Origin of the sequence: Streptomyces sp. NPDC088246 (assembly GCF_044741025.1) — a bacterium.
GTDB lineage: Bacteria > Actinomycetota > Actinomycetes > Streptomycetales > Streptomycetaceae > Streptomyces.
On record NZ_JBIURV010000006.1, the window covers coordinates 149,600 to 171,955 of the forward strand.

Below are 22,356 nucleotides of genomic sequence, written 5' to 3' on the forward strand. Positions count from 1 at the left end.
GGTTCTCGACGGCTGCGGGGCGGACACCTCGCGGCAGAATGCCCATGCCGTGCGCATGTACGTCGAAGGAGACACCGCCCCTCCCGGCGGGGCCGGACAATGGGTCCGGGGCCGAGGTTCAGGCAGTCCTCGCCCTGCGGGCGCCGGTCGAGCGGCGATCCCGTCATCGCGGCGGGCCTGGACGGCAGTTGCGGACGGATCACGCCGCTCGACGGGCGGGCATGTCGGACGCCGCGGGCCGGGCGGGACTTCGGGGGCACCCCCTGACTAGGACGTGGCCCGCGCCGCCGCCCGCCCCGCCGCCCGGCCGGAGAAGATGCAGCCGCCGAGGAAGGTCCCTTCGAGGGAGCGGTACCCGTGCACCCCGCCGCCGCCGAAGCCTGCCGCCTCCCCCGCCGCGTACACACCGGGCAGGGGCGTGCCGTCCTCGGTCAGCACCCGGGAGGACAGGTCCGTCTCCAGTCCGCCGAGCGACTTGCGGGTCAGGATGTTGAGCCGTACCGCGATGAGCGGGCCGGCCTTGGGGTCGAGGATGCGGTGCGGCGCAGCCGTACGGATCAGCTTGTCGCCGAGATAGGCGCGGGCCCCGCGGATCGCGGTGATCTGGAGGTCCTTGGTGAAGGGGTTGGCGATCTCCCGGTCGCGTGCGGTGATCTCGCGGCGCAGTTCGGCCTCGTCGATCAGCGGCTCGTCGGTGAGCGCGTTCATCCGTCGGACCAGTGCCCCGAGGTCCTTCTCGACCACGAAGTCCACTCCGTGGTCCATGAAAGCCTTCACCGGGGCCGGTACGTCCGCGCGGGCCCGGCCGATCACGTCACGGATCGACTTTCCGGTCAGGTCGGGGTTCTGCTCGGAGCCGGAGAGCGCGAACTCCTTGCCGATGATCTTCTGGTCGAGGACGAACCAGGTGTGGTCGTGGCCGGACTTCATGATGTGTTCGAGGGTGCCGAGGGTGTCGAAGCCCGGGAAGAGCGGGACCGGCAGCCGCTTGCCGCGGGCGTCCAGCCAGAGGGAGGACGGTCCCGGCAGGATCCGGATGCCGTGCTTGGCCCAGATCGGGTTCCAGTTCTCGATGCCCTCGGTGTAGTGCCACATCCGGTCGCGGTTGATGTGGTGGGCGCCCGCCTCCTCGGTGATGCCGAGCATGAGTCCGTCGACATGGGCGGGGACGCCGGAGAGCATCTTCGCCGGCGGGGTGCCGAGCCGTGGGGGCCACTGCTTGCGTACGAGGTCGTGATTGCCGCCGATGCCGCCGGAAGTGACGATCACCGCCTGGGCCCTGAGCTCGAACGTGCCGGTCGTCACCCGGCTGCTCGCGGTGCCCCTGGCGGCAGCGCTCGGCTCCAGGATCTCGCCGCTCACCGTGTCGACGGCGCCCGCGGTGCGGCCGAGACCGGTGACCCGGTGGCGGAACCCGAACTGTACGAGGCCCTTGGCGACGCCCGCGCGGACCCGGCGCTCGAAGGGGGCGACGACGCCGGGGCCGGTGCCCCAGGTGATGTGGAAGCGGGGCACGGAGTTGCCGTGGCCGGTCGCGTCGTAGCCGCCGCGCTCCGCCCAGCCGACGACGGGAAAGAGCCGCAGCCCCTGGGCGTGCAGCCAGGAGCGCTTCTCACCGGCCGCGAAGTCGACGTACGCCTCGGCCCACTTCCGGGGCCAGTGGTCCTCCTTGCGGTCGAAGCCCGCCGTGCCGAGCCAGTCCTGGAGGGCCAGCTCATGACTGTCCTTGATCCGCAGCCGGCGCTGCTCGGGCGAGTCGACGAGGAAGAGACCGCCGAAGGACCAGTGTGCCTGGCCGCCGATCGACTGTTCGGGCTCCTGGTCGAGCAGGATCACCGAGCGGCCCGCGTCGACCAGTTCGGCGGTCGCCACCAGACCCGCGAGCCCCGCCCCGATAACGATCACATCAGCGTCGTACGCCATGGGTTCCATCCTTGTCGGGGCGATCCGGTCACGGCCACGGTGACGGTCCGGCTCGGACGCCGGAAGTTACTCGTGCGTCAGATCCTCTGCAAGGGCCGCCGCGGCGTCAACCGCCCGGTCGGCGGCGCTCCGGCCGCACCCACAGGGCGCAGGCGCTATCGTCGAAACAAATCACCCACTTCTGGCCTGACTTGAGGTAGAAGCGTGTCGGTGCTGGTCCTCGTACTCGCCGTGAGTGCCGCCTGCTGTCTGGGATTCGGTTTCGTCCTGCAGCAGGCCGCCGCTTCGCACGCCCCGAGGAGCGACTATCTCTCCTTCCGGCTGCTGCTGGACCTGATGCGGGTGCCGAGCTGGCTGGCCGGGATCGGGCTGATGGTCTGCGGCATGGTGCTGGGTGCCCTGGCCCTGGGCAAGGGCGAGGTGTCCGTCGTCGAACCCCTGCTGGCGACCAATCTGCTCTTCGCGATGGCCCTGTCGCGCCATCGCACGGGGCAGCGGCTCGGCCGGCAGGGCTGGGCCGGGCTCTGGCTGCTGGCGGGCGGAGTCGCCGCCTTTCTGCTGGCGGGCCAGCCGCGGGGCGGCGAGGCGGTGACCAGTCCACTGCGGCACTGGCTGGTCATCGGCGCAGTCGTGGGAATCGCCCTGCTGCTCACCACCTTCGCCAAACGCTCGGAGTCCGCAGTCGCCCCGGCGCTGCTCGCGGTGGCGGCGGGTCTGCTGTACGGACTCCAGGACGCCCTCACCCGGGTCACCGGCGAGCGGCTCTCCGACGAGGGCTGGTCGGCGCTGGTGACGGCGTGGCAGCCGTACGCGGTGGCGGTGCTGGGGGTGACGGGTCTGCTCCTGGTGCAGAGCGCGTTCGAGACGGGCCCGCTGCGGGTCTCACTGCCTCCGCTGACCGCATCCCAGCCGCTGGCCGGGATCGCCTGCGGGGTCGGCTTTCTCGGCGACCAGCTGCGCACCGACACCGGCGCACTGGCCTGGCAGGCGGCCGGTCTCGCGGCGATCGTCGTCGGGATCGTGCTGCTGGGACTGCATCCGGCGATGCCGGAGGGGCCCGTGGGCAGGCACCGGGAAAGGAGCCTCCAGCCGAACTGACCGGCGTCTGTCCGGTCACAGGGGGCCGCCCGCCCTGGCTATTAATAATGGCCAGCATTAGAGTGGCTCTCATGGCGAGAACGTCAGGGCAGGAGACCAGGGACAAACTGATCCGCGCGGCCGAGGAGATCTTCGCCGCGCAGGGCACGGACGGCGCCCAGCTGCGGGACATCGTCCGGCTGGCCGGGCAGAGCAACCCCTCCGCGGTCCAGTACCACTTCGGCTCCCGGGCCGGGCTGCTCGACGCGGTGATGGAAGGCCGCCAGACCCGTACCGAACAGGTGATCGCACCGCTGCTCGACGAGCTGGCCGGGGACTGTGGCGTACGGGGACTGCTCACCGCGCTGGTGACGGCCGAGGCGAGCCTGCTCGCCGACGACCGGGGCCGCCGCTGTCTGCGGATCTCGGCCCAGCTCAGCCATGAGACCGGGCTGCGGACCGGCCGGTTGCACCCCGCCCTGGACGGCACCGCATACGGGCGGCTGATCGGCCGCATCGGGGACTGCCTGGGCGCACTGCCCGGGCCCGTGCGCCTGGAGCGCCTGGACCTGGCGCTCACCCTGATCGGCGCGGCGCTGGCCGACCGCGCCCGCCAGGGTCTCGACGGCACCCGGCCACTGACCGGCGAGGAGTTCTTCCTCGCCGATCTCGTCGAGACCACCGCCGCGTTCCTGCACGCGCCCGTGCCCGGCTGCGCGTGAACCACCCGCACCACATGAAGGACAGTGTCATGACCGACAAGAACAAGCTCAGCGACAAGACCGTCATCATCACCGGCGGCGCCCGGGGCCTGGGCGCCGAGGCCGCCCGGCTCGCCGTTGCGGGCGGCGCCCATGTGGTGATCACCGATGTGCTCGACGACGAGGGCGCCGCCACCGCCGCCGCCCTCGGGGCGCGGGCCCGCTTCATGCACCACGACGTGACCTGCGAGAAGGACTGGCAGCGCGTCGCCGAATTCGCCGTCGCCGAGTTCGGGCGGATCGACGGCCTGGTCAACAACGCCGGCGTATCGACCGGTCAGCCGCTGGAGACCGAGACGGTCGAGCACTTCCGCAAGGTCATCGACATCAACCTGACGGCCGTCTTCATCGGCATGAAGACGGTGATCCCGGTGATGAAGGAGAACGGCGGCGGTTCGATCGTCAACATCTCCTCGGCCGCCGGCCTGATGGGCCTCGCCCTGACCTCCAGCTACGGCGCCTCCAAGTGGGGGGTCCGCGGTCTGACGAAGGTCGGCGCGGTGGAGCTCGGCACGGCGAGGATCCGGGTGAACTCCGTGCACCCGGGCATGGTCTACACGCCGATGACCGCGTCCGTCGGCATTCGGCAGGGCGACGGCAACTACCCGAACACCCCGATGGGCCGGGTCGGCGAGGCCCCGGAGATCGCGGAGGCGGTCACCTTCCTGCTCTCGGACGCCGCCTCGTACATCACCGGCGCCGAACTGGCCGTGGACGGTGGCTGGACCACGGGCCCGACCGTCAAGTACGTCATGGGTCAGTGATCACTGTCAGTGGCCTGATGTTGGATGAGGGGCATGACTCCTTCTGACGAGATCCTGGACATCGTCGACGAGAACGACGTGGTCGTGGGGCAGGCCCCGCGCGGTGAGGCGACCGCGCGGGGCCTGCGCCATCGCTGCGCCTTCATCGAGGTCAGGGATGCCGGGGGCCGGCTCTTCGTGCACCGCAGGACCCCGACCAAACTGGTCTTCCCCTCCCACTACGACATGTTCGTCGGCGGGGTGGTCGGGGCGGGCGAGTCGTACGACGAGGCGGCACTGCGGGAGGCCGAGGAGGAGCTGGGGGTCTCCGGGCTCCCCCGCCCCGAGCCGCTGTTCAAGTTCCTCTACGAGAGCGCGGAGCACTCCTGGTGGAGCCACATCTACCAGGTACGGTGCGAGCTGCCGGTGAACCCGCAGGTGGAGGAGGTCGCCTGGCACGCCTTCCTCACCGAGGCGGAGCTGGAGCAGCGGCTCGGCGACTGGGAGTGGGTACCGGACGGCCTGGAGGCGTACCACCGGCTGCGCGCCTTCCGGGCGGGCGCGGCAGCCTCCTGAGCCGGGTCTCGATTGCCGGCCGTAAGGTTCACACGTGACCGAATTCGTACAGAGCCTGCGGCTGTGGTTCGCGCCGCAGCGAATCCGCGAAGAGGGCGACACCCCCGACTACCGGTTCTCGCTCGCCAACGAGCGCACCTTCCTCGCCTGGATCCGAACGGCTCTCGCGCTGATCGGCGGTGGTTTCGCGGTCGACCAGTTCCTCCCGGAGCTCGGGTGGGGCATCCGCGCGGGACTGGCGCTCGCGCTGCTCGCGGCCGGTGTGCTGTGTGCGCTGCGGGCGATCAATCACTGGGTGCGGTGCGAGCGGGCGATGCGGCGCGGGGAGGACCTGCCGGCCTCCCGGTTCCCGACGCTGCTCGGTCTCGCGGTCGCCGTCGTCGCCGTGGCGATGGTGGTGGTGGTCCTCTTCGGCTGGGAGGGCCGGTGACGGCCGACGGGCGCGACCCCGGGCTGCAGCCCGAGCGGACCAGGCTGGCGTGGCGGCGTACGACCCTGTCCTGCACGGTGGTGGCGCTGCTGGCGGTCAAGCAGGCGCTGCACAGCGGGGCGGGCCCGGCCGGGATCGTCGCCGTGGCGCTGAGCGCACTGGCCTGGCTGGGTTTCCTGCTCGTGGCGCACCGGCGGGTGCTCGGGATGGGGACCGCGCGGCCGCAGCCGCTCTCGGCGCGCGGTGCGCTGACCGCGGGGGCGTGCACGGTCGCGCTCGCGGTGTTCGCCGCGGCCATGCTGTTCTGAGACCTTCGGGCTTCAGCACTTCGGCGGAGGCCCGGAGCACCTCGCCGCCGACGGTGTCGAACGCGGCGTCGCCCCCGTCCGGGGCCGGCGCCCGAAGCCGGTCGACGAGGCCGTCCCCGGCGGGGATCAGCGGGAGCACGGCCACCGGACCTGGGGCGAGACGCCTCTCCTGGGTCTTCCGGTCAACCGGGTTGATCGCCGCAGCCCGCACCTTCACCAGGACGGTGTCGGGGCCGGCCTCGGGGCCGGGCCATTCGCCGGACTCCAGGACGTCGGCCCCACCGTGCCTGCTGTTTCGGCCCCACCGTGCCTGCTGTTGCTGATCGCCTTCGTGTACCGACCGTTCCTGGGCGGTGAGCGGACGCGGTCCTGCCTCACCGGCAAACCCCGAACGGTCTTGGGCGCACTGGTCCTCCGCTTTCGCGTCCTGGGCGGCGACGCATTTCCCGTATGCGGTCCGTCCCGGGCGGGCGGAATCCCTACGACCTGGCCAGGTGAGTGTGGCCGGAGGCGACGGGGAGGCCCCGAACCATCGCTCCGGTGATACGGGGCCCCGACTGCTGACACCACATCCGGCGTCCCAGATCGCAGAAGACACTTCACGCACGCCCCGCCGGGCACATCCACGGATCGTCGCACCGTTTACTCAATCGTGCCCAGATGTGCCGGAACAAGGCAATCGCCCAGCAGTTGTGGACCCTCGACGCAGGCCGGGGCCCCGCAACTCAGGCCGTGGCCGCTGCGGGGAACGTTCCGTCACCAGCGCGGGATCGAGGGAGTCCGCCATCCGGGCTCGGCCTTGCGCATCGCGGCCGCGTCGTCGCGCTCGCGCATCGTGCCGTCGTCGTCGAGCCAGCGCCGGTGCAGCACGGCCAGGCGTTCGCGGTCGAGTTCGACGCCGAGCCCGGGTGCGTCGGAGACAGTGAGCCGGCCTCCTCGGAAGACATGGCGGGTGGTGATGACGTCCTCTCTCTGCCAGGGGTAGTGGCTGTCGCAGGCGTAGCCGAGGTTGGGGACGGTGGCCGCGACGTGGGTCATCGCGGCGAGGCTGATGCCGAGGTGGGTGTTGGAGTGCATGGAGAGTCCGACGCCGAAGGTACGGCAGATCCCGGCCAGCTCGCGGGTGCGGTGCAGGCCGCCCCAGTAGTGGTGGTCGCAGAGCACGACCTGGACGGCGCCGCGGGCGAAGGCCTCCGGGACCTCGGCGAGGGTCGTGACGCACATGTTGGTGGCGAGCGGTACGTCGGTGCCTGCGGCGACGGCGGCCATCAGGTCCGTGCCGCTCGCCGGGTCCTCCAGATATTCGAGTACGTCCTTCAGCTGCTCGGCGACGTACAGCGAGGTCTCGACGGACCAGGCGCCGTTGGGGTCGAGGCGCAGCGGCTGCCCGGGGAACTCCTCGGCCAGGGCACGGATCGCGGCGATCTCCTGGTCGGGTTCGAAGACGCCGCCCTTGAGCTTGAAGGAGGCGAAGCCGTGCTCGCGGGCGAAGCGCCGGGCCTGGGCGACGACTTGGGCCGGGTCGACGGCGGCGCCCCAGTCGTCCTGTTCGCCGCCCTCGGGGTGGGCGGCCCAGCGGTAGAAGAGGTACGCGCTGTACTCGACGCTGTCGCGGACCTTGCCGCCGAGCAGAGCGTGCACGGGGAGGCCGAGGGACGTGCCGAGCGCGTCCAGGCAGGCGACCTCGAAGCCGGAGACGACGGAGAGCCGGAGCTTGTCGGCGGTCTGGACGCCGCGCAGCCCACCGGCGTCGACACGCTCGTCGGCCGCGCGTGAATCACCGCACACCTCGTCGGCCAGTGCGAACAGGCCGTTCAGATCGCTGACCGGGCGTCCGACGAGGGCGGTGGCGAGCGGCTGGGCGAGTTCGAGGTACTTGCCGTCCCCGTACGTCTCCCCGATACCGGTCACACCGCCGCGTGTGACGACTTCCACGATGAGCCGCGGGGTGTACGGCTGGTGGACGCCCTGGGTGTTGAGCAGGGGCGGGTCGGCTATCAGGATCGGGGTCAGCCGGACTTCGTCGATCAACAGCTCAGTATTCATACGTGAACCATATTCAGGGATGCGGCCGAACACCAGACTCCGGCCCGAGTCGGAGCGGAGTCCACGCACCGGATTCCGGGAGTTCACTGGACGGCATACCGACTGGTCGGCATCATGAACACCGACCGTCTTTCACCCCGGAGGTGCGCACGATGAGCCCAGTCCACCCGCCAGGTCTCGACCTCGACCGGCTGCGCGGACATCTCGACCGCGAGCGGCCGGGTCTGGTGAACGGACCGCTCGAAGCCCGGCTCATCGAGGGCGGCCGCTCCAATCTGACGTACATCGTCACGGACGGCACCGGCCGCTGGGTCGTGCGCAGGCCCCCGCTGGGTCATGTGCTGGCCACCGCACACGACATGAAGCGCGAGCACCGGGTGATCAGCGCCCTGCACCCCACGGCCGTTCCGGTGCCCGAACCGGTGCTGCTCTGCGAGGACGACTCGGTGATCGGGTCGCCCTTCTACGTCATGGAGTACATCGAGGGCACCCCGTACCGCACGGCCGAGCAGCTCGCCCCACTGGGCGCCGAGCGCACCCGGGAGGCCGTCCTCGGCCTCGTCGACACCCTCGTCGAACTGCACGCCGTGGACCCCGAGTCCGTCGGGCTCGGCGACTTCGGGCGTCCCGATGGCTTCCTCGACCGGCAGCTGCGCCGCTGGGGCAAGCAGCTGGACGCCTCCCGCAACCGCGAACTGCCCGGCATCGACGAGCTGCACGCCGCGCTCGGCCGAGAGCTGCCCGTCTCCCCCGCGCCCACCGTCGTACACGGCGACTACCGCCTGGACAACGTCCTGATCGGCTCCGACGACCGGATCAAGGCCGTTCTCGACTGGGAGATGTCGACGCTCGGCGACCCGCTGACCGACCTCGGCCTGCTGGTGATGTACAGCTCCGACCTCGGTCTGGCGAAGTCCCCGGTCTCCACCACCAGCGGAGCGGCCGGCCATCCCACCCCCGCCGAACTGATCGAACGCTACGCCGCACGCTCCGGCCGGGACACCTCCGCCATCTCCTGGTACACGGCGTTCGCCTGGTTCAAGCTCGCCGTGATCCTGGAGGGCATCCACTACCGCTACACCCTGGGCCAGACCGTCGGCGCCGGCTTCGACCGCATCGGCGATCTCGTCCCCGTCTTCATCGAGCACGGCCTCACCACCCTCCAGGAAGGCTGATCACCCCCATGGACTTCGCATTCGACGCCCGTACCGAAGAGCTGCGCAAAAAGCTGCTCACCTTCATGGACGAGCATGTCCACCCGGCCGAGAAGACCGCGGACGAACAGCGCGCACTCCTGGCCTCACCGTGGGACACCCCGCAGATCGTCGAGGACCTGAAGGCCGAGGCGCGGCGGCAGGGGCTGTGGAACCTCTTCCTTCCCGATGCCGAGTACGGCGCCGGGCTGACCAACCTCCAGTACGCGCCGCTCGCCGAAATCACCGGCCGTTCACCGCAGTTGGCGCCGACGGCACTCAACTGCGCGGCCCCGGACACCGGGAACATGGAGGTGCTCTTCCAGTTCGGCACAAAGGAGCAGAAGAAGCAGTGGCTGGAGCCGCTGCTCGCCGGGGAGATCCGCTCGGCGTTCGCGATGACGGAGCCCGAGGTGGCCTCTTCGGACGCGACGAACATCGAGACCCGGATCGTGCGGGACGGCGAAGACTACGTCATCAACGGCCGCAAGTGGTACATCTCCGGGGCGATGAACCCGGACTGCCGGATCTTCATCGTGATGGGCAGGACAGCGACGGCCGATGGCCCTGACGGCGCCGACGTCCGCCGCCAGCAGTCGATGATCCTGGTCCCGCGCGACACCCCCGGTCTCGAAGTGCGGCGCGCCATGCAGGTGTACGGCTACGAGGACCACTATCACGGCGGTCACGCCGAGGTCGTCTTCACGGACGTACGGGTGCCCGCCGCGAACCTGATCGGTGAGGAGGGCGGCGGCTTCGCCATCGCCCAGGCGCGTCTGGGGCCGGGGCGCATCCACCACTGCATGCGGCTGATCGGCATGGCCGAGCGGGCGATCGAGCTGATGTGCAAGCGGGCGGTGTCCCGTACGGCCTTCGGCAAGCCGCTCGCCCAGCAGGGCGTCGTGCAGAACTGGATCGCCGACGCGCGGGTCACGGTGGAGCAGCTGCGGCTGCTGGTGCTGAAGACGGCGTGGCTGATGGACACGGTGGGCAACCGGGGTGCGCACACGGAGATCCAGGCCATCAAGATCGCCACCCCGCGTGCGGTGGTCGGCATCCTCGACCAGGCGGTGCAACTGCACGGCGCGGGCGGCGTCAGCCAGGACTTCCCGCTGGCGGAACTGTGGGCGGCGGCGCGGACGTTGCGGCTGGCGGACGGGCCGGACGAGGTGCATCAGCGGTCGCTGGCCCGGCGGGAGATCAAGCGGTACGTGTAGGCGGTGGCCCGGGCGGGGTCGGTGGGTGCGGGGGCCCGCCCGGTTGCCGTTTCGTCCTCAATCGCCGGACGGGCTCGGAATGTTGCCGGGCGGGCTTGAATTTCCGAGCCGGTCGAGGACGTCCGTGTAGAGGGAGCGTTTGTCGGGGCGGGCGTGGGCGGCGGCTTGGCGCAGGGCGGGGATCGCCGCCTCGCTCATCCCGATGAGCCCCTCGGCCGCCGTCCTGCGCACGACGGGATGCGGGTGCGCGAGCAATCCGGTCACAGCGGGGATCGCGGGCTCCCAGCCGGCGTGGCAGAGCGTGCGGATCGCCGTACGCGTCAATTCCGGCCGGGGGTCGTCCAGCAGGAGCATGGTGTGGCTCAGATAGGTACCCCGGTCCAGCATCGTCCGTGAGGTCCGGTGGGCGCGCAGGCGTACCTTGACCCGGGGATGGTTCAGCAATTCACCGATCAGGTCGCGCAGTCCGGGGTCCCGGTCCGTGTCCGGGCCCGAGTGGGCCTCGGCCAGTTCTCTGAGCGCCCCGCATATCTGTTCCGGGGTGCCGGTTCGGGCCAGGTTCAGCAGTTCCTGCCTGGACGGGCGGTGCGAAGCTCCGCCGGGTGCGGCCGGGGGGCGGTCACGTAGCGCTGCCAGCGCTGCCGCGTCCTGCTGTGCGGCGTCCGGGCCGCGCAGCGGGCCCTCGACGAGAAGAAGCCGGTCCGCCATGCCGTCGCGCCCTTCGGCGCGCAGCCGCCGGCACGTGCGCGTCAGCGCGGGGGTACGCAGGAGCCGGCGGTCGAGGAGCAGGTCGACAAAGCCCCAGGCCCCGGCGTCGAGGCGGTCGCCGAGGGTCCTGGCGAGCGCGTCGGCGGGGTAGTTGCGCAGTGCGTCGCCGACTGCCGGTCCGGCGGCGGGCGGTGCGTGCTCCCACCAATCCAGCAACAGCGGCACCAGCGGTTCCAGTGTCCACGGGGAGAGCTTCGAGGCCACGAGAGCCACCCTGTCGTGCAGGACGTCCTCGCCCCGGAGTTCCGTCTCGTCGAGGGTGCGCAGTGCACGGGCCAGGTCCACGCCGATGGGTATGTCGACGTGCCCGCGGAGGTACGCGCGAAGAACCGGCAGCCGGGCCTCTGGCTCGGGCCACTTCGCCAGCGCCAGGGCGGCGGTCTCCCTGCGGTCTGCGTGAGTTGACCCCAGCATGTCGAGCAGGCGCTCCCTCAGGGCCGCCGAACGGGGCTGGTCGAGGTCGTCGATGTGTACGTGCCGGGGCAGCGGCGTCGGGGCCCGGGCGGTCTCGGTGATGGTCCAGGGCGGCGCGTCGAGGGGCTGAAGAAGCGTCATCCAGTCGAGCAGGGCGGCTTGGACCTCGGGGTCAGCGCCGTGGTGTACCTCGATCAGTGCGGTCAGCCGGTCCCGCGAACCGACCCTGTCGTCGTCCTGTCCGCGGAACTCCTCCAGGGTGTCCGGTGCGCGCACCGCGTCGTCCAGCGCCGCCCGCCATGCCCGGGTCTCGGCGGGCACGGGTGCAGCGGTGGTCTCCGGGGCTGCGAACGCCTCCCTCAGCACGGCGGTCTGGGCCTGCCAGGGGTCGGCGCCGAGCCGGGCCGACGCGAGTGCCTGATCGAGGTCGGCGCGGACCAGCACCGCGCCGAGGCGGCGCAGCAGCGTCAGTGCGGACCGGCTCGGCGTCGTGGGTGCGGGACGCAGTGCCCGTACCGCAGCGGCAACGGCCGGTCTGCCGGCCGCCGTCAGCATCGGCGCGACCTCTTCGAGTACCGCGATCAGGTCGTGCCGGTCCTCGTCCCGGGCGTCCACGAGCGCGTCGAGCAGGACCTGTGCGGACCGGGCGAATGCCGTCAGCTCCCGGGCCGCCCGGGGTGCGGGACAGATGCGCAGCACGAACCGCACCAGCCCGTCCCGGGCCGCGGGCCGGGAGCCGGCCAGCCGGAGCCAGTCCGTGAGCATCGGCCGCAGCTCGTTCAGCCGGTCGGGGTGAAGCGGCGCGTTCCTCTCGGCGACGCGCAGCGCGACCGAGGGATTCCAGCCCCCGGCCACCAGCGACCTGATGTCACGGTCCGCCGCAGTGTCCACCGATGACCGCTGTGCGACAGCCGCTGTGGTGATGCCATGCCTGGCCAGCGGTATCGCCAGGTCCTTCACGTCCCCCGAGGCCAGACCGACCCGGCCGTCCGCCACCAGGGAGAGCAGGGCGGCCGCCACCGGTGACGCCTGGTCGTCCAGCGCGAGGACCGAGCGGGCGCCGAGGGCACCGCCGAGGCCCGCCAGCAGCAGTTCGCGGGTGCGGCCGTCCTGGTTGTGCTCGGCGGCAGCGAGAAGTGTCGCCGCGTAGGCGTCGCCGAGGACGGCGCGCAGGGCCGCGACGAGCGTGCCGCGCAGCCCGGGGTTGTCGTGGTGCCCGAGCCAGAAGAGCAGCTTGGGCAGCGCCGCCGGTGTGCCCGCGCGGACCAGCGCCTCGGCGGCGGTCTTCTTGATGTTCATGTTCGGATGGTCGAGACATGCGGCGATCGCGGTGCACGCCCAGTGTGCCCGTGCGTGACCCAGTGCGAGCAGGGCCTGCCGGACGGTCTGGATGTCCTGGGCGGTGGTCAGCGCGATCAGGGTCGCCGACAGCGCCTGTGCGTCCTCGCCCGTGGCGTCGCGGGCGAGCAGGGCGATGACGTGTTTGCGTACGTGCCGGTCGCGGTGGCGCAGCAGCCGGTGCACCCGGGCGCGAGTGCCCTCCCAGGGGGCCCGGAGCAGCAGTTCGAGCAGGATCGCCCGCTCACGGTCGGACAGTCCGGGCCGGTCCAGCAGATCCAGTGCCATGGTCGCGACGAGTGCGTGGCCGGCCTCTTGCGCATCTGCCGTGCCGAGCAGGCAGACCGGCCGGATCGCGCCCCGCTCGTGGAGACGGCGGCCCAGGGCGTGCACGGCGTCCAGGACCTCTTGGGGCACCACGGGCTCACCGCCCCGCTGTCCGTGTTCCCGCTCCTGCGACGCCGCCTGCTCGGCCACGATGCGCAGCAGCAGGTCCGCGATGGCCGGCAGTGTGCCGGCGTTGCCGTGGGCCGCGAGACGGCACAGCGCCGCCACCGGCTCGTCCGGGTTCGGATGGGAACGCAGCAGGGCCAGTTCCCGCTCGTCCGGGCCACCCAGGTCCGCTGCGATGCGGGCCGGCAGGTCGACGGGATCCAGCCGTACGAGGAGGGCGCGGCGGTGCGCCGGATCGCGGGTCAGCTGCCACAGCAGTTCGAGGGCGCGGTCCCGTACGGCGTACAGGTGGGGCGCGATCGCGTCACCGGCCAGGCCCAGCCCTTCTCGCAGGGCCAGTACCGTCCGCTGCCCGCCGATGGCCTCCAGAGCGTCCAGGGCCGCGGCGGGCGCCGAGGGCAGCAGAGCGATCACGGCGTCTTCGGCATCCGCATGGCGCAGCTCCCGGATCGCGTCGAGGAACGGACCGGGGGCGGGGGCCGAAGGAAGTACACGTGCGATCGCGTCCCCGATCGGAAGCTCGCCCGTTCCCTGCCCGGCCAGGGCCACCAGCAGAGCGAGCCCTCGCGACCTGCCCGGATCACCGGCGGCCGTCTCCGTCAGTACCCGGAACGCCTCCCTGCGGCAGGTGAACAGGATCGTCGCGATCTGACGGGGCGGAATCGAGTGATCGGCCAGGGCCAGGCCGATCACGGCCGGAACCTCCGGACCGTCCACGAAGTGCCCGCGCCGGTGGAGACCGCGCAGGCACGTCACCGTCGGCCCGCCGAACAGCAGCGGATCGCGTGCGGCGACGGCCGTGAGTTCACCGATGTCGTCGCGGTCCGCCAGATCGCCGAGCAGTTCCATTCCCCGTCGGCGAAGGCCCGGCGGAAGATCCGGATCCTCGATGATCTGCCGCAGCAGGTCCTTGTGGCCGTGGCGGGCGGCAGTCGCGAGGGCGGCATCGGCCACCGCGGGCCTGTCCCCCGCCGAACCGGCGGCGAGAAACGGAGAAATGCGCCCCTGCGGCAGCGGCTCCATCGCCGCCCACGGCTCGGTGAGTTCGTCCAGCGCGCCGGCGACGACCCGGTCGCTGTCCGCGTCGAGCAGGCCGATCAGGTCTTCGCGGACCAGTGCGGGAGCCAGCAGTCCGGCATGCAGCCCCTGCCGCGCGAGCCGCAGCGCCTCGGCCTGCAGCACGGGGTCGCCGCTGTCCGCCAGCTCGTCCACGAGTTGGGCCGGCCGATGCGCCGCGGCAATACCCGTCTCCCGTACGGCCTGGTAGAGGAGTTCGCCCGGGGCTTCGTCACGGATCACCGTCGGCTCGTCGAGGAGTTCGGAGCGCAGCCACGCGATCCTCACCCGTACCGGCAGCCCGGCCGTGCGCCACGACGGGCGGGGGCGGCCCCGGAGACAGCGGCCGAGTCGCTCGTAGAGCCCCGCCAGCAGGAGATCCGCCTCCGGCGGCCCCATCAGCGATACGGGCAGCAGCCCGGCGAGTTCGGCCGTCTCCGCGTCGTCGGACGGGCGGCCCGCTGTCACTCGCTCGGTGAGCAGGACCAGTCCCATATGACGCAGGGCGGGGTCCTCGTGCCGGATCAGACGTCCAAGGACTGCCGGTGGGCAGTCCTGCGCGTCCAGGAGCCTCGACAGCCGCCCTGCGTCGGCCCGGCGTACGGCATCGTGGAACTGTTCGTCGGCCGGCGTCTTCACCGTCGGATGCTAACCGGGGCGCTCCCGGCTCCACCAACGGATTTCGCCCCCGTCAGTAGCCGCCGAACGGCACATGGTCGGCCAGCGCCAGTTCGCGGGCGAAGGCCCTCACACGCAACAGGCACCGGGCGACGACGCGGACGGCCGGTGTGTGGCGCGGGCCGTATGCCGTGGCCCAGAGTGCGGGGACGTGTGCGGATGGCTGGATGTGAGTCATATATCCAGCTTCGACCCGTACCGGCGGTCGGTCCAACAGATGGTTCAGCCGGCTGCGATCGATACCGTGGATGGATGGAGATACGCCGGCTCCGCCACTTCCCGCGGTGGTCACGACCGGCAGTCTCACCGCCGCCGCCCGTGCCGAGCTGATCGTGCAGTCCGCGCTGAGCACCTCCGTGCGCAACCTCGAACGGGAGCTGGGTGCCGAGCTGTTCGACCGGCTGACCGACGGCGCTCCCCCAGGTGGCTAGGGACGCAGGGCGCGCAGCAGCAGGTCGGCCAGGTGGTCCGCGACCTCCTGCTGGCTGAGCGGGCCGTCGGGCCGGTACCAGGTGGACAGATGGTGGACCGAGCCGAAGTGGTAGTCGACGATCAGGTCCGCCGGGGTGGCCGTGGAGAACACTCCGCTTCGCTGGCCCTCTTCCACCAGGGCCCGGAAGCGCTCGTGGTAGCGGCGCCGCTCCACCCGTACCTGCTTGTTCTTCTCCGGGCTGAGGTGGTGCATCGACCGGAAGAAGATCGAGGCGTCGTCGAGGTTCTCGATCGTCGTGACAACCACGTCCGCGGCCGCGTCACGCAGCCGCTGTTCGACCGGGGCGTCGGCGTCCGCGAAGGCGTCGAGGCGCTCCTGCTGCAGCCGCAGCACCCGGGCGTAGACCTCCTGGAGGAGGTCCTCCTTGGAGCCGAAGTAGTGGTAGAGCGCGCCCTTGGTGACGCCTGCCGCCTCGACGATCTCCTGGACCGAGGTGCGGTCGTACCCCTGCTCGGCGAAGAGCCGGGTGGCGGCGGCCAGCAGCCGCTGAGGGACGGGGGCCGTGTCCCCGTCCGTCGCCTTGGCCATTGCCGCCACCTTCCTTCCGTACCGTGCGTGAATCCGTGCTGTGCGTGAATCCGTGCTGTGCGTGAATCCGTGCTGTGCGTGAAACGGTCTATCGAGGGGAACGCAGTTCCCGCCTGAGGATCTTCCCACTCGCCGTCTTCGGGAGTTCGGCCAGGATCTCGACCTCGCGCGGGTACTTGTACGCGGCAAGCCGTTCCTTGCAGTACGCAGCCAGTTCCTCGGGGTCGACCGTGGCGCCCGGCCGCAGGCTGACGTAGGCACGGACGGTCTCGCCGCGGTAGGCGTCGGGGACACCGACGACGGCCGCCTCCCGGATTGCCGGATGGGTACAGAGGACGTCCTCCACCTCGCGTGGCCAGACCTTGAAGCCGGAGGCGTTGATCATGTCCTTCTTGCGGTCGACGGCATGGAGCCGGCCTGCGCTGTCCATGAAGCCGATGTCACCGGTGCGCGGTTCGCCGTCCGGGAAGGCGGTGGCACCGGCCTTCCAGGCGCCGAGGCCTGCGAGCACGAACTGCGGGGTGTTCTGCAGCGTGATCGCGACACGGTCGCCGCGCTCCAGGCCCTCGGCGGCGAGGTGGCCGGCCACGGAGTCGGAGAGCGCGTCGGTCTCGCGGTAGCTCAGGCGTCCGTCGAAGTAGGCGAGCGCCGGATGCCCGGGGCTGCGGGCGACGGATGAGCGGAAGGCGTGGACCAGGGTCTCGGCCGGGCCGACGGGGGCCCGCTGGGCCTCGCTGAGCAGGGAGATCCAGGGCTTTGCCGCGTAGATGGAATCGGTCACGCGCCGGTCTCCTCCCACTTCTGCTGGAGGTGGTTCATATTGCCGAGCCAGTGGTCGGTGTCCTTGGTGCGGGCCCGGTAGAAACCGGCGACCTCGGGGTGCGGCAGGACGAGGAAGCGGTCCTTCGCCATGGCGTCGAAGAGCGCGTCGGCGACCGCCTCGGGCTCGATGGCGCCGGGGGCGAGGACGAGCTCACCTGCCGATCCGGCGGCGGTGAGCATGTCCGTACGCACGCCCTGCGGGCAGATCGCGTGGACCTTGACGCCGCGGTGGCGGTAGGTCAGCGAGAGCCATTCGGCGAAGGCGACGGCGCCGTGCTTGGTGACGCTGTACGGTGCGGCGCCGATCATCGTCAGCAGTCCGGCGGCGGAGGCGGTCGAGACGAAGCGGCCGCTGCCGCGCTCCAGCCAGTGGGGCAGCAGCGCCCTCGCCGCGCGGACATGGGCCATCACATTGACGTCCCAGGCGGCGGCCCAGACCTCTTCGTCGGCGAAGACGTCGCCGGGCGAGGCGAGGCCCGCGTTGGCGCAGTAGATGTCGACGGTGCCGTCCAGCGCGTCGCGGGCGGTGTCCACGATCTGCGAGGCATCACCGCTCACGGCGGTGCCGCCGATCTCCTCGGCCAGCGGCTTGATCCGGGCCTCGTCGAGGTCGTTGACCACGACCCGCGCGCCTTCCGCAGCGAAGCGGCGGGCCAGAGCGGCTCCGATGCCGCCTCCGGCCCCTGTGACCACTACGCCCGCGCCCTGCACCGTACTCATCGGGTCCCGCCTCTCTCAGCCGACTACCCCGCAGACTAACCAGTCGGTATGTCGCAGTGGAAGGGCTGGACACCGCTCGGGCGGCACTCCTGTCACAACCGACTCGTCCGGCTCATTCCGTATGGCCTGAACGCACGCTAGCGTGCGTGACCATGACAGACATCGCGATCATGGAGGTAGCTGAATGAGCCTGTCCAGACGTGGTTTGCTGGCCGCCGGCGGTGCGGTGGGAGCCCTCGCGGCGACGGCCGCCGGTACCGGGGTCGCGACCGCCGCCCCCACGCCCGGCAAGGGGCACGGCCGGGTCCGCACCGGCTTCGACCGGCTGGCGGCGGACGGCTACGCGCTGCTGAAGGGCCAGAAGGTCGGCGTCGTCACCAACCCGACCGGTATCACCTCCGATGTGCGCCACATCGTCGATGTGATGCACCCGGACGAGCGGGTGAACCTGGTCGCGGTCTTCGGACCCGAACACGGCTTCCGAGGCACCGCGCAGGCGGGCGGCTCCGAGGGGCGGTACGACGACCCGGCGACCGGACTCCCCGTCTACGACACGTACCTGAAGAGCGGGCAGCCGCTCGCCGATGTCTTCACCGCGTCCGGCGTGGACACGGTCGTCTTCGACATCCAGGACGCGGGCGCCCGCTTCTACACATACATCTGGACGCTGTACGACTGCATGGAGGCGGCGGCTCTCGCGGGCAAGCGGTTCGTCGTCCTGGACCGGCCGAACCCGGTGACCGGGCGGGCGGCACTCGGACCGGTGCTCGACCCGGCGTTCTCCACGTTCGTGGGCCGCCGGGAGATCTCGCAGGCGCACGGCATGACGGTCACCGAGCTGGCGCTGCTGTTCAACAAGGAGTACCTGGCCCGGCCGGTGGACCTGCGCATCGTGAAGATGTCGGGGTGGAAGCGCGCGGACTTCTTCGACACGACGGGGCTGCCGTGGGTGCCGCCGAGCCCCAACATGCCGACGCCGGACACGGCGCTGGTCTACTCGGGGACCTGCCTGTTCGAGGGCACGAACCTCTCCGAAGGACGCGGCACCACCCGGCCGTTCGAACTGATCGGCGCGGAGGGCATCGACCACCGGTGGGCGGCGGCCGCGAACGCGCTCGACCTGCCCGGAGTCGCGTTCCGCGAGGCGTACTTCGCGCCGACGTTCTCCAAGTTCCAGGGCAGGACGGTCGGCGGGGTGCAGCTGCACGTCCAGGATCGCGAGGCCTTCGATCCGGTACGCACGGGGATCGCGCTGCTGGTGACGGCGAAGCGGGCGTGGAGCGGGTTCGCGTGGCGCTCCGACAACTGGATCGACAAGCTCACCGGCAACACGCGGGTCCGCACGATGATCGACGCGGGGGCGGACACCGATGAGGTGGTGGGGGCGTGGGCGGAGGATCTCGCCACGTTCCGGGCCGTGCGGAAGAGGTATCTCCAGTACCGGTGAGACGGGCCGGGCGGGTCCGGGGATTCGGGCCCGCCCGGCGCACCGGTTCCGTCCTCGACCGCCGGACGGGCTGGAATCGCCCTACCGGTGGGCGGGGAACTCCACCACCTGCTGGTACGTCGGGCGGTTCTGCCAGTGGATGGACTTCTGGGCGATCCCGCCGAGCGGCCGGTGGACGATCGAGTCCGTGCACCACTGCTCGCCGGCCTTGCAGCTGTCGTCACCCGGGTAGACCTCCGCGGCCGGCTCCGCCGCAGCCGCCTTCAGGGACGCCAGCAGCACGTCACGGCAACCGGCCGGATCGCCGTTCCCGCAGTAGGCCTTGGCCAGCGGACCCTTGACCGGCTGCCCCAGGACCCGGCGCAGGTCCTTGTCCACGAAGCCCCACCAGCCGTACTGGAACGCCGAACCACTGTGTGCCCCGCTCGGCCCGTGGCTGGCCGCCGGGGACTCGTCGGTGGCGAGGTTCGCGGTCAGCGCCCCGTACAGGCCGTCGCCGAGACCCGGCTTGAACTCGGCCTCGACCAGCTTCGGCCACCATGCGTCCATGATCCGTACCGCGTCGGCATGGGTGTACGCATGCGATCCGGTGCTGCTCTCCTTGCGCTGCGAACCTTCGGCGACGCCGTACTTCTGATGGGCGGACAGCAGCGACAGCGCCGCCTGCACCTCGCCGCCGCCACCGCCACCGAACTGACCGCCGACCACGGAGGCGATCGAGATCAGGTCGGTCAGCTTGAACGGCTGGATCTCCCCGATGTTCGTGATGGCGTCGATCTTGCCGGTGAGGACGTACTCACCGGGGAAGTAGCGGCCCTTCTTGGACTTCTCGCGGTAGGCGTTGATGCCGTCGATGTATGCCTGGGCGTCCGCCATGGCCTGTTCGCCGCGGGCACCCTCGTGGGTCCTGATGTACGCGACCTGGGCTTCGAGATCGGCCTCGGTGTACGGGGCCTGCGGCCAGAACTGCTGCTCCAGGCCCTGGTTGGCCAGTGCGCCACCGGCGAACGAGGTCAGTTCGCCGCGCCCGATGTGCCGGAAGAGGTCCATCAGCCAGAGCCGGTCCTGCCCGGCCGCGAATCCGGCGCCGAACTCGGTGCCGTATCGGGTGGTGCCCTTGATGTGCGGCACGCCGGATGCCTTGTCACGGGTGATCGTGACATCGTCGCGCGGCGAGGTGACGGACTCGACCTGGTTCTCGGGGACGCCGAACGAGGCGTCGTTGAAGAAGTCGGTCAGCTTCTGGTCGGTGAGACCGGTGTGCCCGGCCACCAGGCCGTTGTAGCGGTCGAGTTGGTCGTCGCTGTGGGCGGGGTGCGTACCGAACGCCTTGTTGCCGAGGATGTCGACGAGCGTGGCGTTGCCGTTCTCGCCGGGCGGCAGGATGTCATCGCACTGTCCCTGGCAGTAGTCGGTGACGGGTGCGGGTTCCGCTGCCACGGCGCCGGACTGCGGCGAGGCCGCCAGCAGGGTGCCGAGTGCGAGAACCGCCACGACGGTGGCGGCTCTGAACTTGACGGTGCGTGGGGGCATGCGTGCTCCTCCGAGAGGCCGATGGGCCGGAGGTTACTGGCGGTATGACTCGTCAGTAAGGTGAACAACAGTCACCTTTGCCGAATCATCACATGCCGTCGCATGCGGCTCCCATGACGATGAGTCATCTCACATCCTGGACGTCAGCCTATTTCGATGGATCCGAATCGGGCAGCCGTACGTCCATTCCCTGACGCCGAAGTACGAGCGACGGAGGTGGCAGTGCAGTGGCCGGATTCCGGAGTCTTGCGAGACAGGTCCGCGACCCACGGGGCGACCTGGCGCTGCGGCGGTATTCGCTGCGCAAGTGCCTGGAGAGGTTCGCCCCTTACGGGCATCGGGCGACCTGGGATCATCTGTGTGCCCGGCACGGGATCGAGCCCGAGGACCGGTCCCCCGATCCGGTGCGGCTGATGCGCGCACTGGACGAACTGGAGGCGGCGCGGGCCGTCTGGCTCGACTACGAGGCGGGTTTCGCCGAGCGCCGCAGGCGGGAGAAGCGCGACGGGCTGCGCAGGCCCGGCACGTTCGACGACTGGCACCGGCGCACCTGGGGCGGGTACGGGGTCGCCCGCTGCGCGGACCCGGAGGTGCGCCCCACGGCACCGCTCGCCGAGGTCCTCGGCCGGCTGATCGCCGCCCTGGAGTCCGAGCCCGGCACGGCCTGCCCGGTGTGCGCGGGCACGGAGATCGACTGGGCGTCGGAGCTGGGGTGCGAGCCGTGGTCGGGGCCTCTCTGCGCGGGGTGCGGAATCCTGGTGCCGCAGCCGGTGCTCACACCGGGGGCGCTGGCGAAGGCCCGGGGCGCACGGCGCCGGGATCTGGCGTCGGCTGCGTGACGGACAGCGAAAGCGCCCGGCGCGCCCGACAGGCACCTGAGAGCCTGTCGGGTGACCTCTGATCGGGCGGCCACGGCCTGGCACGCACTCCCCCAAGGCCTTAAGGGCCAGGAGGGACCCCCTCCGGCGTTGCCGGGATGCCCCAGTAGCTCCTTCCCCAAGCTCTCAACTCCGGTCGAGCAGGGGAGACCCCATCCAGGGCGTCCGGGCGCCTTGGAATCGCACGCACCATGCCGCGTCCGCTCTCCGATCGAAGGTCACCCGTCAGGCCCTGAGCCACCGGGCCCCGCTTCTACGGACAGTCGGCCGACCGGCGCTCCGGCATCAGGCGCGAGCCGCTGATCCGCTGACCGGAGATGTCGTCCGGGTTGGAGAGCACACAGTTCTCCAGCGACAGACAGCCGCAGCCGATGCAGTCGGTGAGATGGTCCCGCAGCCGGCCCAACTGCTCGATTCGCTCGTCCAGTTCGGAGCGCCACGCCACGGAGAGCCGCGCCCAGTCGTCACGGTTCGGGGTGCGCTCCTCCGGGAGTTCGGCGAGGGCGTCCCGGATGGTGGCGAGCGGGATTCCGACCCGTTGCGCCGCACGGACGAACGCGACCCTGCGCAGCGCATCCCTGGTGTAGCGACGCTGGTTGCCGCTGGTGCGGCGGCTGCTGATCAGGCCCTTGGCCTCGTAGAAGTGCAGGGCCGAAACAGCGGCGCCGCTGCGTGCGGAGAGCTGGCCGACCGTGAGTTCATGGAGTGTCTGTGGGATCTGGGGCACCCCTCCAACCCTACTTGTCCACCCCCGGCCGGTCCGTCGTTGACAGGAACGCACCCGCCAACCATGCTGAGCAAGCGCTTAGATCGACCGGCAAATGGGGGGGTGGGAGAAGGAGCGGGGCTGGGTGCGTGCAGCTGCAAGGCGGAGGAGGGAAGCAACGCGAATGGGGTCTCCCCTGCTCGACCGAAGCCGAGTGCTTGGGGAAGTTGTTGACCGACGACAACGCG

General features: G+C 71.0%; 19 protein-coding genes and 1 pseudogene. 11 read left to right on the forward strand and 9 right to left on the reverse strand.

What is annotated here, in order from left to right:
- Positions 1–267 precede the first annotated feature (267 nt).
- Entirely contained in the window at positions 268–1,923 is a 1,656-nt protein-coding gene (locus tag ACIPEK_RS11485; RefSeq protein ID WP_401993763.1) for an FAD-binding dehydrogenase, read from the reverse strand.
- A gap of 204 nt (positions 1,924–2,127) precedes the next feature.
- Here ACIPEK_RS11485 and ACIPEK_RS11490 point away from each other — a divergent pair, with 204 nt between their 5' ends.
- The 6 genes from ACIPEK_RS11490 (at position 2,128) to ACIPEK_RS11515 (ending at position 5,818) form a co-directional block, all read left to right on the forward strand.
- The gene (locus ACIPEK_RS11490) at positions 2,128–3,021 is read left to right on the forward strand and encodes a DMT family transporter (protein ID WP_401993766.1); all 894 of its coding nucleotides are present in this window, start codon (positions 2,128–2,130) and stop codon (positions 3,019–3,021) included.
- A gap of 71 nt (positions 3,022–3,092) precedes the next feature.
- A complete protein-coding gene (locus ACIPEK_RS11495) occupies positions 3,093–3,722 on the forward strand; it encodes a TetR/AcrR family transcriptional regulator (RefSeq protein ID WP_383072268.1) in 630 nt (209 codons plus the stop codon).
- A gap of 29 nt (positions 3,723–3,751) precedes the next feature.
- A complete protein-coding gene (locus ACIPEK_RS11500) occupies positions 3,752–4,525 on the forward strand; it encodes a glucose 1-dehydrogenase (protein WP_401993769.1) in 774 nt (257 codons plus the stop codon).
- Positions 4,526–4,558: 33 nt separating this feature from the next.
- A complete protein-coding gene (locus ACIPEK_RS11505) occupies positions 4,559–5,080 on the forward strand; it encodes an NUDIX hydrolase (RefSeq protein WP_401993772.1) in 522 nt (173 codons plus the stop codon).
- A 34-nt stretch (positions 5,081–5,114) separates the two neighbouring features.
- Positions 5,115–5,510 (forward strand): YidH family protein, encoded by a 396-nt coding sequence (locus tag ACIPEK_RS11510; protein WP_401993775.1) that lies wholly within the window; start codon positions 5,115–5,117, stop codon positions 5,508–5,510.
- Positions 5,507–5,818: a DUF202 domain-containing protein gene (locus ACIPEK_RS11515; RefSeq protein ID WP_383072272.1), complete on the forward strand. Its 312-nt coding sequence runs from the start codon at positions 5,507–5,509 to the stop codon at positions 5,816–5,818. The genes ACIPEK_RS11510 and ACIPEK_RS11515 overlap by 4 nt, the downstream gene beginning before the upstream one ends.
- A 756-nt stretch (positions 5,819–6,574) precedes the next feature.
- Here the strand turns inward: ACIPEK_RS11515 and ACIPEK_RS11520 are convergent.
- A complete protein-coding gene (locus ACIPEK_RS11520; protein ID WP_401993778.1) occupies positions 6,575–7,864 on the reverse strand; it encodes a glucarate dehydratase family protein in 1,290 nt (429 codons plus the stop codon).
- Positions 7,865–8,016: 152 nt separating this feature from the next.
- Between ACIPEK_RS11520 and ACIPEK_RS11525 the strand changes: the two genes are divergently transcribed.
- Positions 8,017–9,039 (forward strand): phosphotransferase family protein, encoded by a 1,023-nt coding sequence (locus tag ACIPEK_RS11525; protein ID WP_401993781.1) that lies wholly within the window; start codon positions 8,017–8,019, stop codon positions 9,037–9,039.
- Between the two features lie 8 nt (positions 9,040–9,047).
- Positions 9,048–10,274: an acyl-CoA dehydrogenase family protein gene (locus ACIPEK_RS11530; RefSeq protein WP_401993784.1), complete on the forward strand. Its 1,227-nt coding sequence runs from the start codon at positions 9,048–9,050 to the stop codon at positions 10,272–10,274.
- Between the two features lie 57 nt (positions 10,275–10,331).
- On the opposite strand, the gene ACIPEK_RS11535 is transcribed toward ACIPEK_RS11530, so the two are convergent.
- Both ACIPEK_RS11535 and ACIPEK_RS11540 read right to left on the reverse strand, forming a co-directional pair.
- Positions 10,332–14,942, reverse strand: coding sequence for a HEAT repeat domain-containing protein (locus tag ACIPEK_RS11535; protein ID WP_401993787.1), 4,611 nt, complete (start codon positions 14,940–14,942; stop codon positions 10,332–10,334).
- A 52-nt stretch (positions 14,943–14,994) separates the two neighbouring features.
- On the reverse strand, positions 14,995–15,159 hold the full coding sequence (locus tag ACIPEK_RS11540; RefSeq protein ID WP_401993790.1) for a hypothetical protein: 165 nt from the start codon (positions 15,157–15,159) through the stop codon (positions 14,995–14,997).
- A gap of 74 nt (positions 15,160–15,233) precedes the next feature.
- On the opposite strand from ACIPEK_RS11540, the pseudogene ACIPEK_RS11545 reads away from it, so the two are divergent.
- Positions 15,234–15,382 (forward strand): annotated as a pseudogene (locus tag ACIPEK_RS11545) (LysR family transcriptional regulator); the annotation flags it as partial.
- Between the two features lie 26 nt (positions 15,383–15,408).
- Here ACIPEK_RS11545 and ACIPEK_RS11550 read toward each other — a convergent pair.
- The 3 genes from ACIPEK_RS11550 to ACIPEK_RS11560 all read right to left on the reverse strand — a co-directional run bounded on the left by ACIPEK_RS11550 (position 15,409) and on the right by ACIPEK_RS11560 (position 17,544).
- The gene (locus ACIPEK_RS11550; protein WP_093541408.1) at positions 15,409–16,002 is read right to left on the reverse strand and encodes a TetR/AcrR family transcriptional regulator; all 594 of its coding nucleotides are present in this window, start codon (positions 16,000–16,002) and stop codon (positions 15,409–15,411) included.
- Between the two features lie 88 nt (positions 16,003–16,090).
- Positions 16,091–16,783, reverse strand: coding sequence for an AMP-binding protein (locus ACIPEK_RS11555; protein ID WP_401993793.1), 693 nt, complete (start codon positions 16,781–16,783; stop codon positions 16,091–16,093).
- Positions 16,780–17,544, reverse strand: coding sequence for an SDR family oxidoreductase (locus tag ACIPEK_RS11560; protein WP_401993796.1), 765 nt, complete (start codon positions 17,542–17,544; stop codon positions 16,780–16,782). Before ACIPEK_RS11560 ends, ACIPEK_RS11555 begins: the two co-directional genes overlap by 4 nt.
- Positions 17,545–17,728: 184 nt before the next feature.
- Here ACIPEK_RS11560 and ACIPEK_RS11565 point away from each other — a divergent pair, with 184 nt between their 5' ends.
- Positions 17,729–18,991: an exo-beta-N-acetylmuramidase NamZ domain-containing protein gene (locus ACIPEK_RS11565; protein WP_401993799.1), complete on the forward strand. Its 1,263-nt coding sequence runs from the start codon at positions 17,729–17,731 to the stop codon at positions 18,989–18,991.
- An 81-nt stretch (positions 18,992–19,072) separates the two neighbouring features.
- Here ACIPEK_RS11565 and ACIPEK_RS11570 read toward each other — a convergent pair whose 3' ends face one another.
- Positions 19,073–20,524, reverse strand: a complete 1,452-nt coding sequence (locus ACIPEK_RS11570) for a penicillin acylase family protein (RefSeq protein ID WP_401993802.1) — start codon at positions 20,522–20,524, stop codon at positions 19,073–19,075.
- Positions 20,525–20,751: 227 nt separating this feature from the next.
- Between ACIPEK_RS11570 and ACIPEK_RS11575 the strand changes: the two genes are divergently transcribed.
- Entirely contained in the window at positions 20,752–21,363 is a 612-nt protein-coding gene (locus ACIPEK_RS11575) for a hypothetical protein (protein WP_401993805.1), read from the forward strand.
- A gap of 292 nt (positions 21,364–21,655) precedes the next feature.
- On the opposite strand, the gene soxR is transcribed toward ACIPEK_RS11575, so the two are convergent.
- Positions 21,656–22,129, reverse strand: a complete 474-nt coding sequence (gene soxR, locus ACIPEK_RS11580) for a redox-sensitive transcriptional activator SoxR (protein WP_401993808.1) — start codon at positions 22,127–22,129, stop codon at positions 21,656–21,658.
- Between the last annotated feature and the right edge of the window lie 227 nt (positions 22,130–22,356).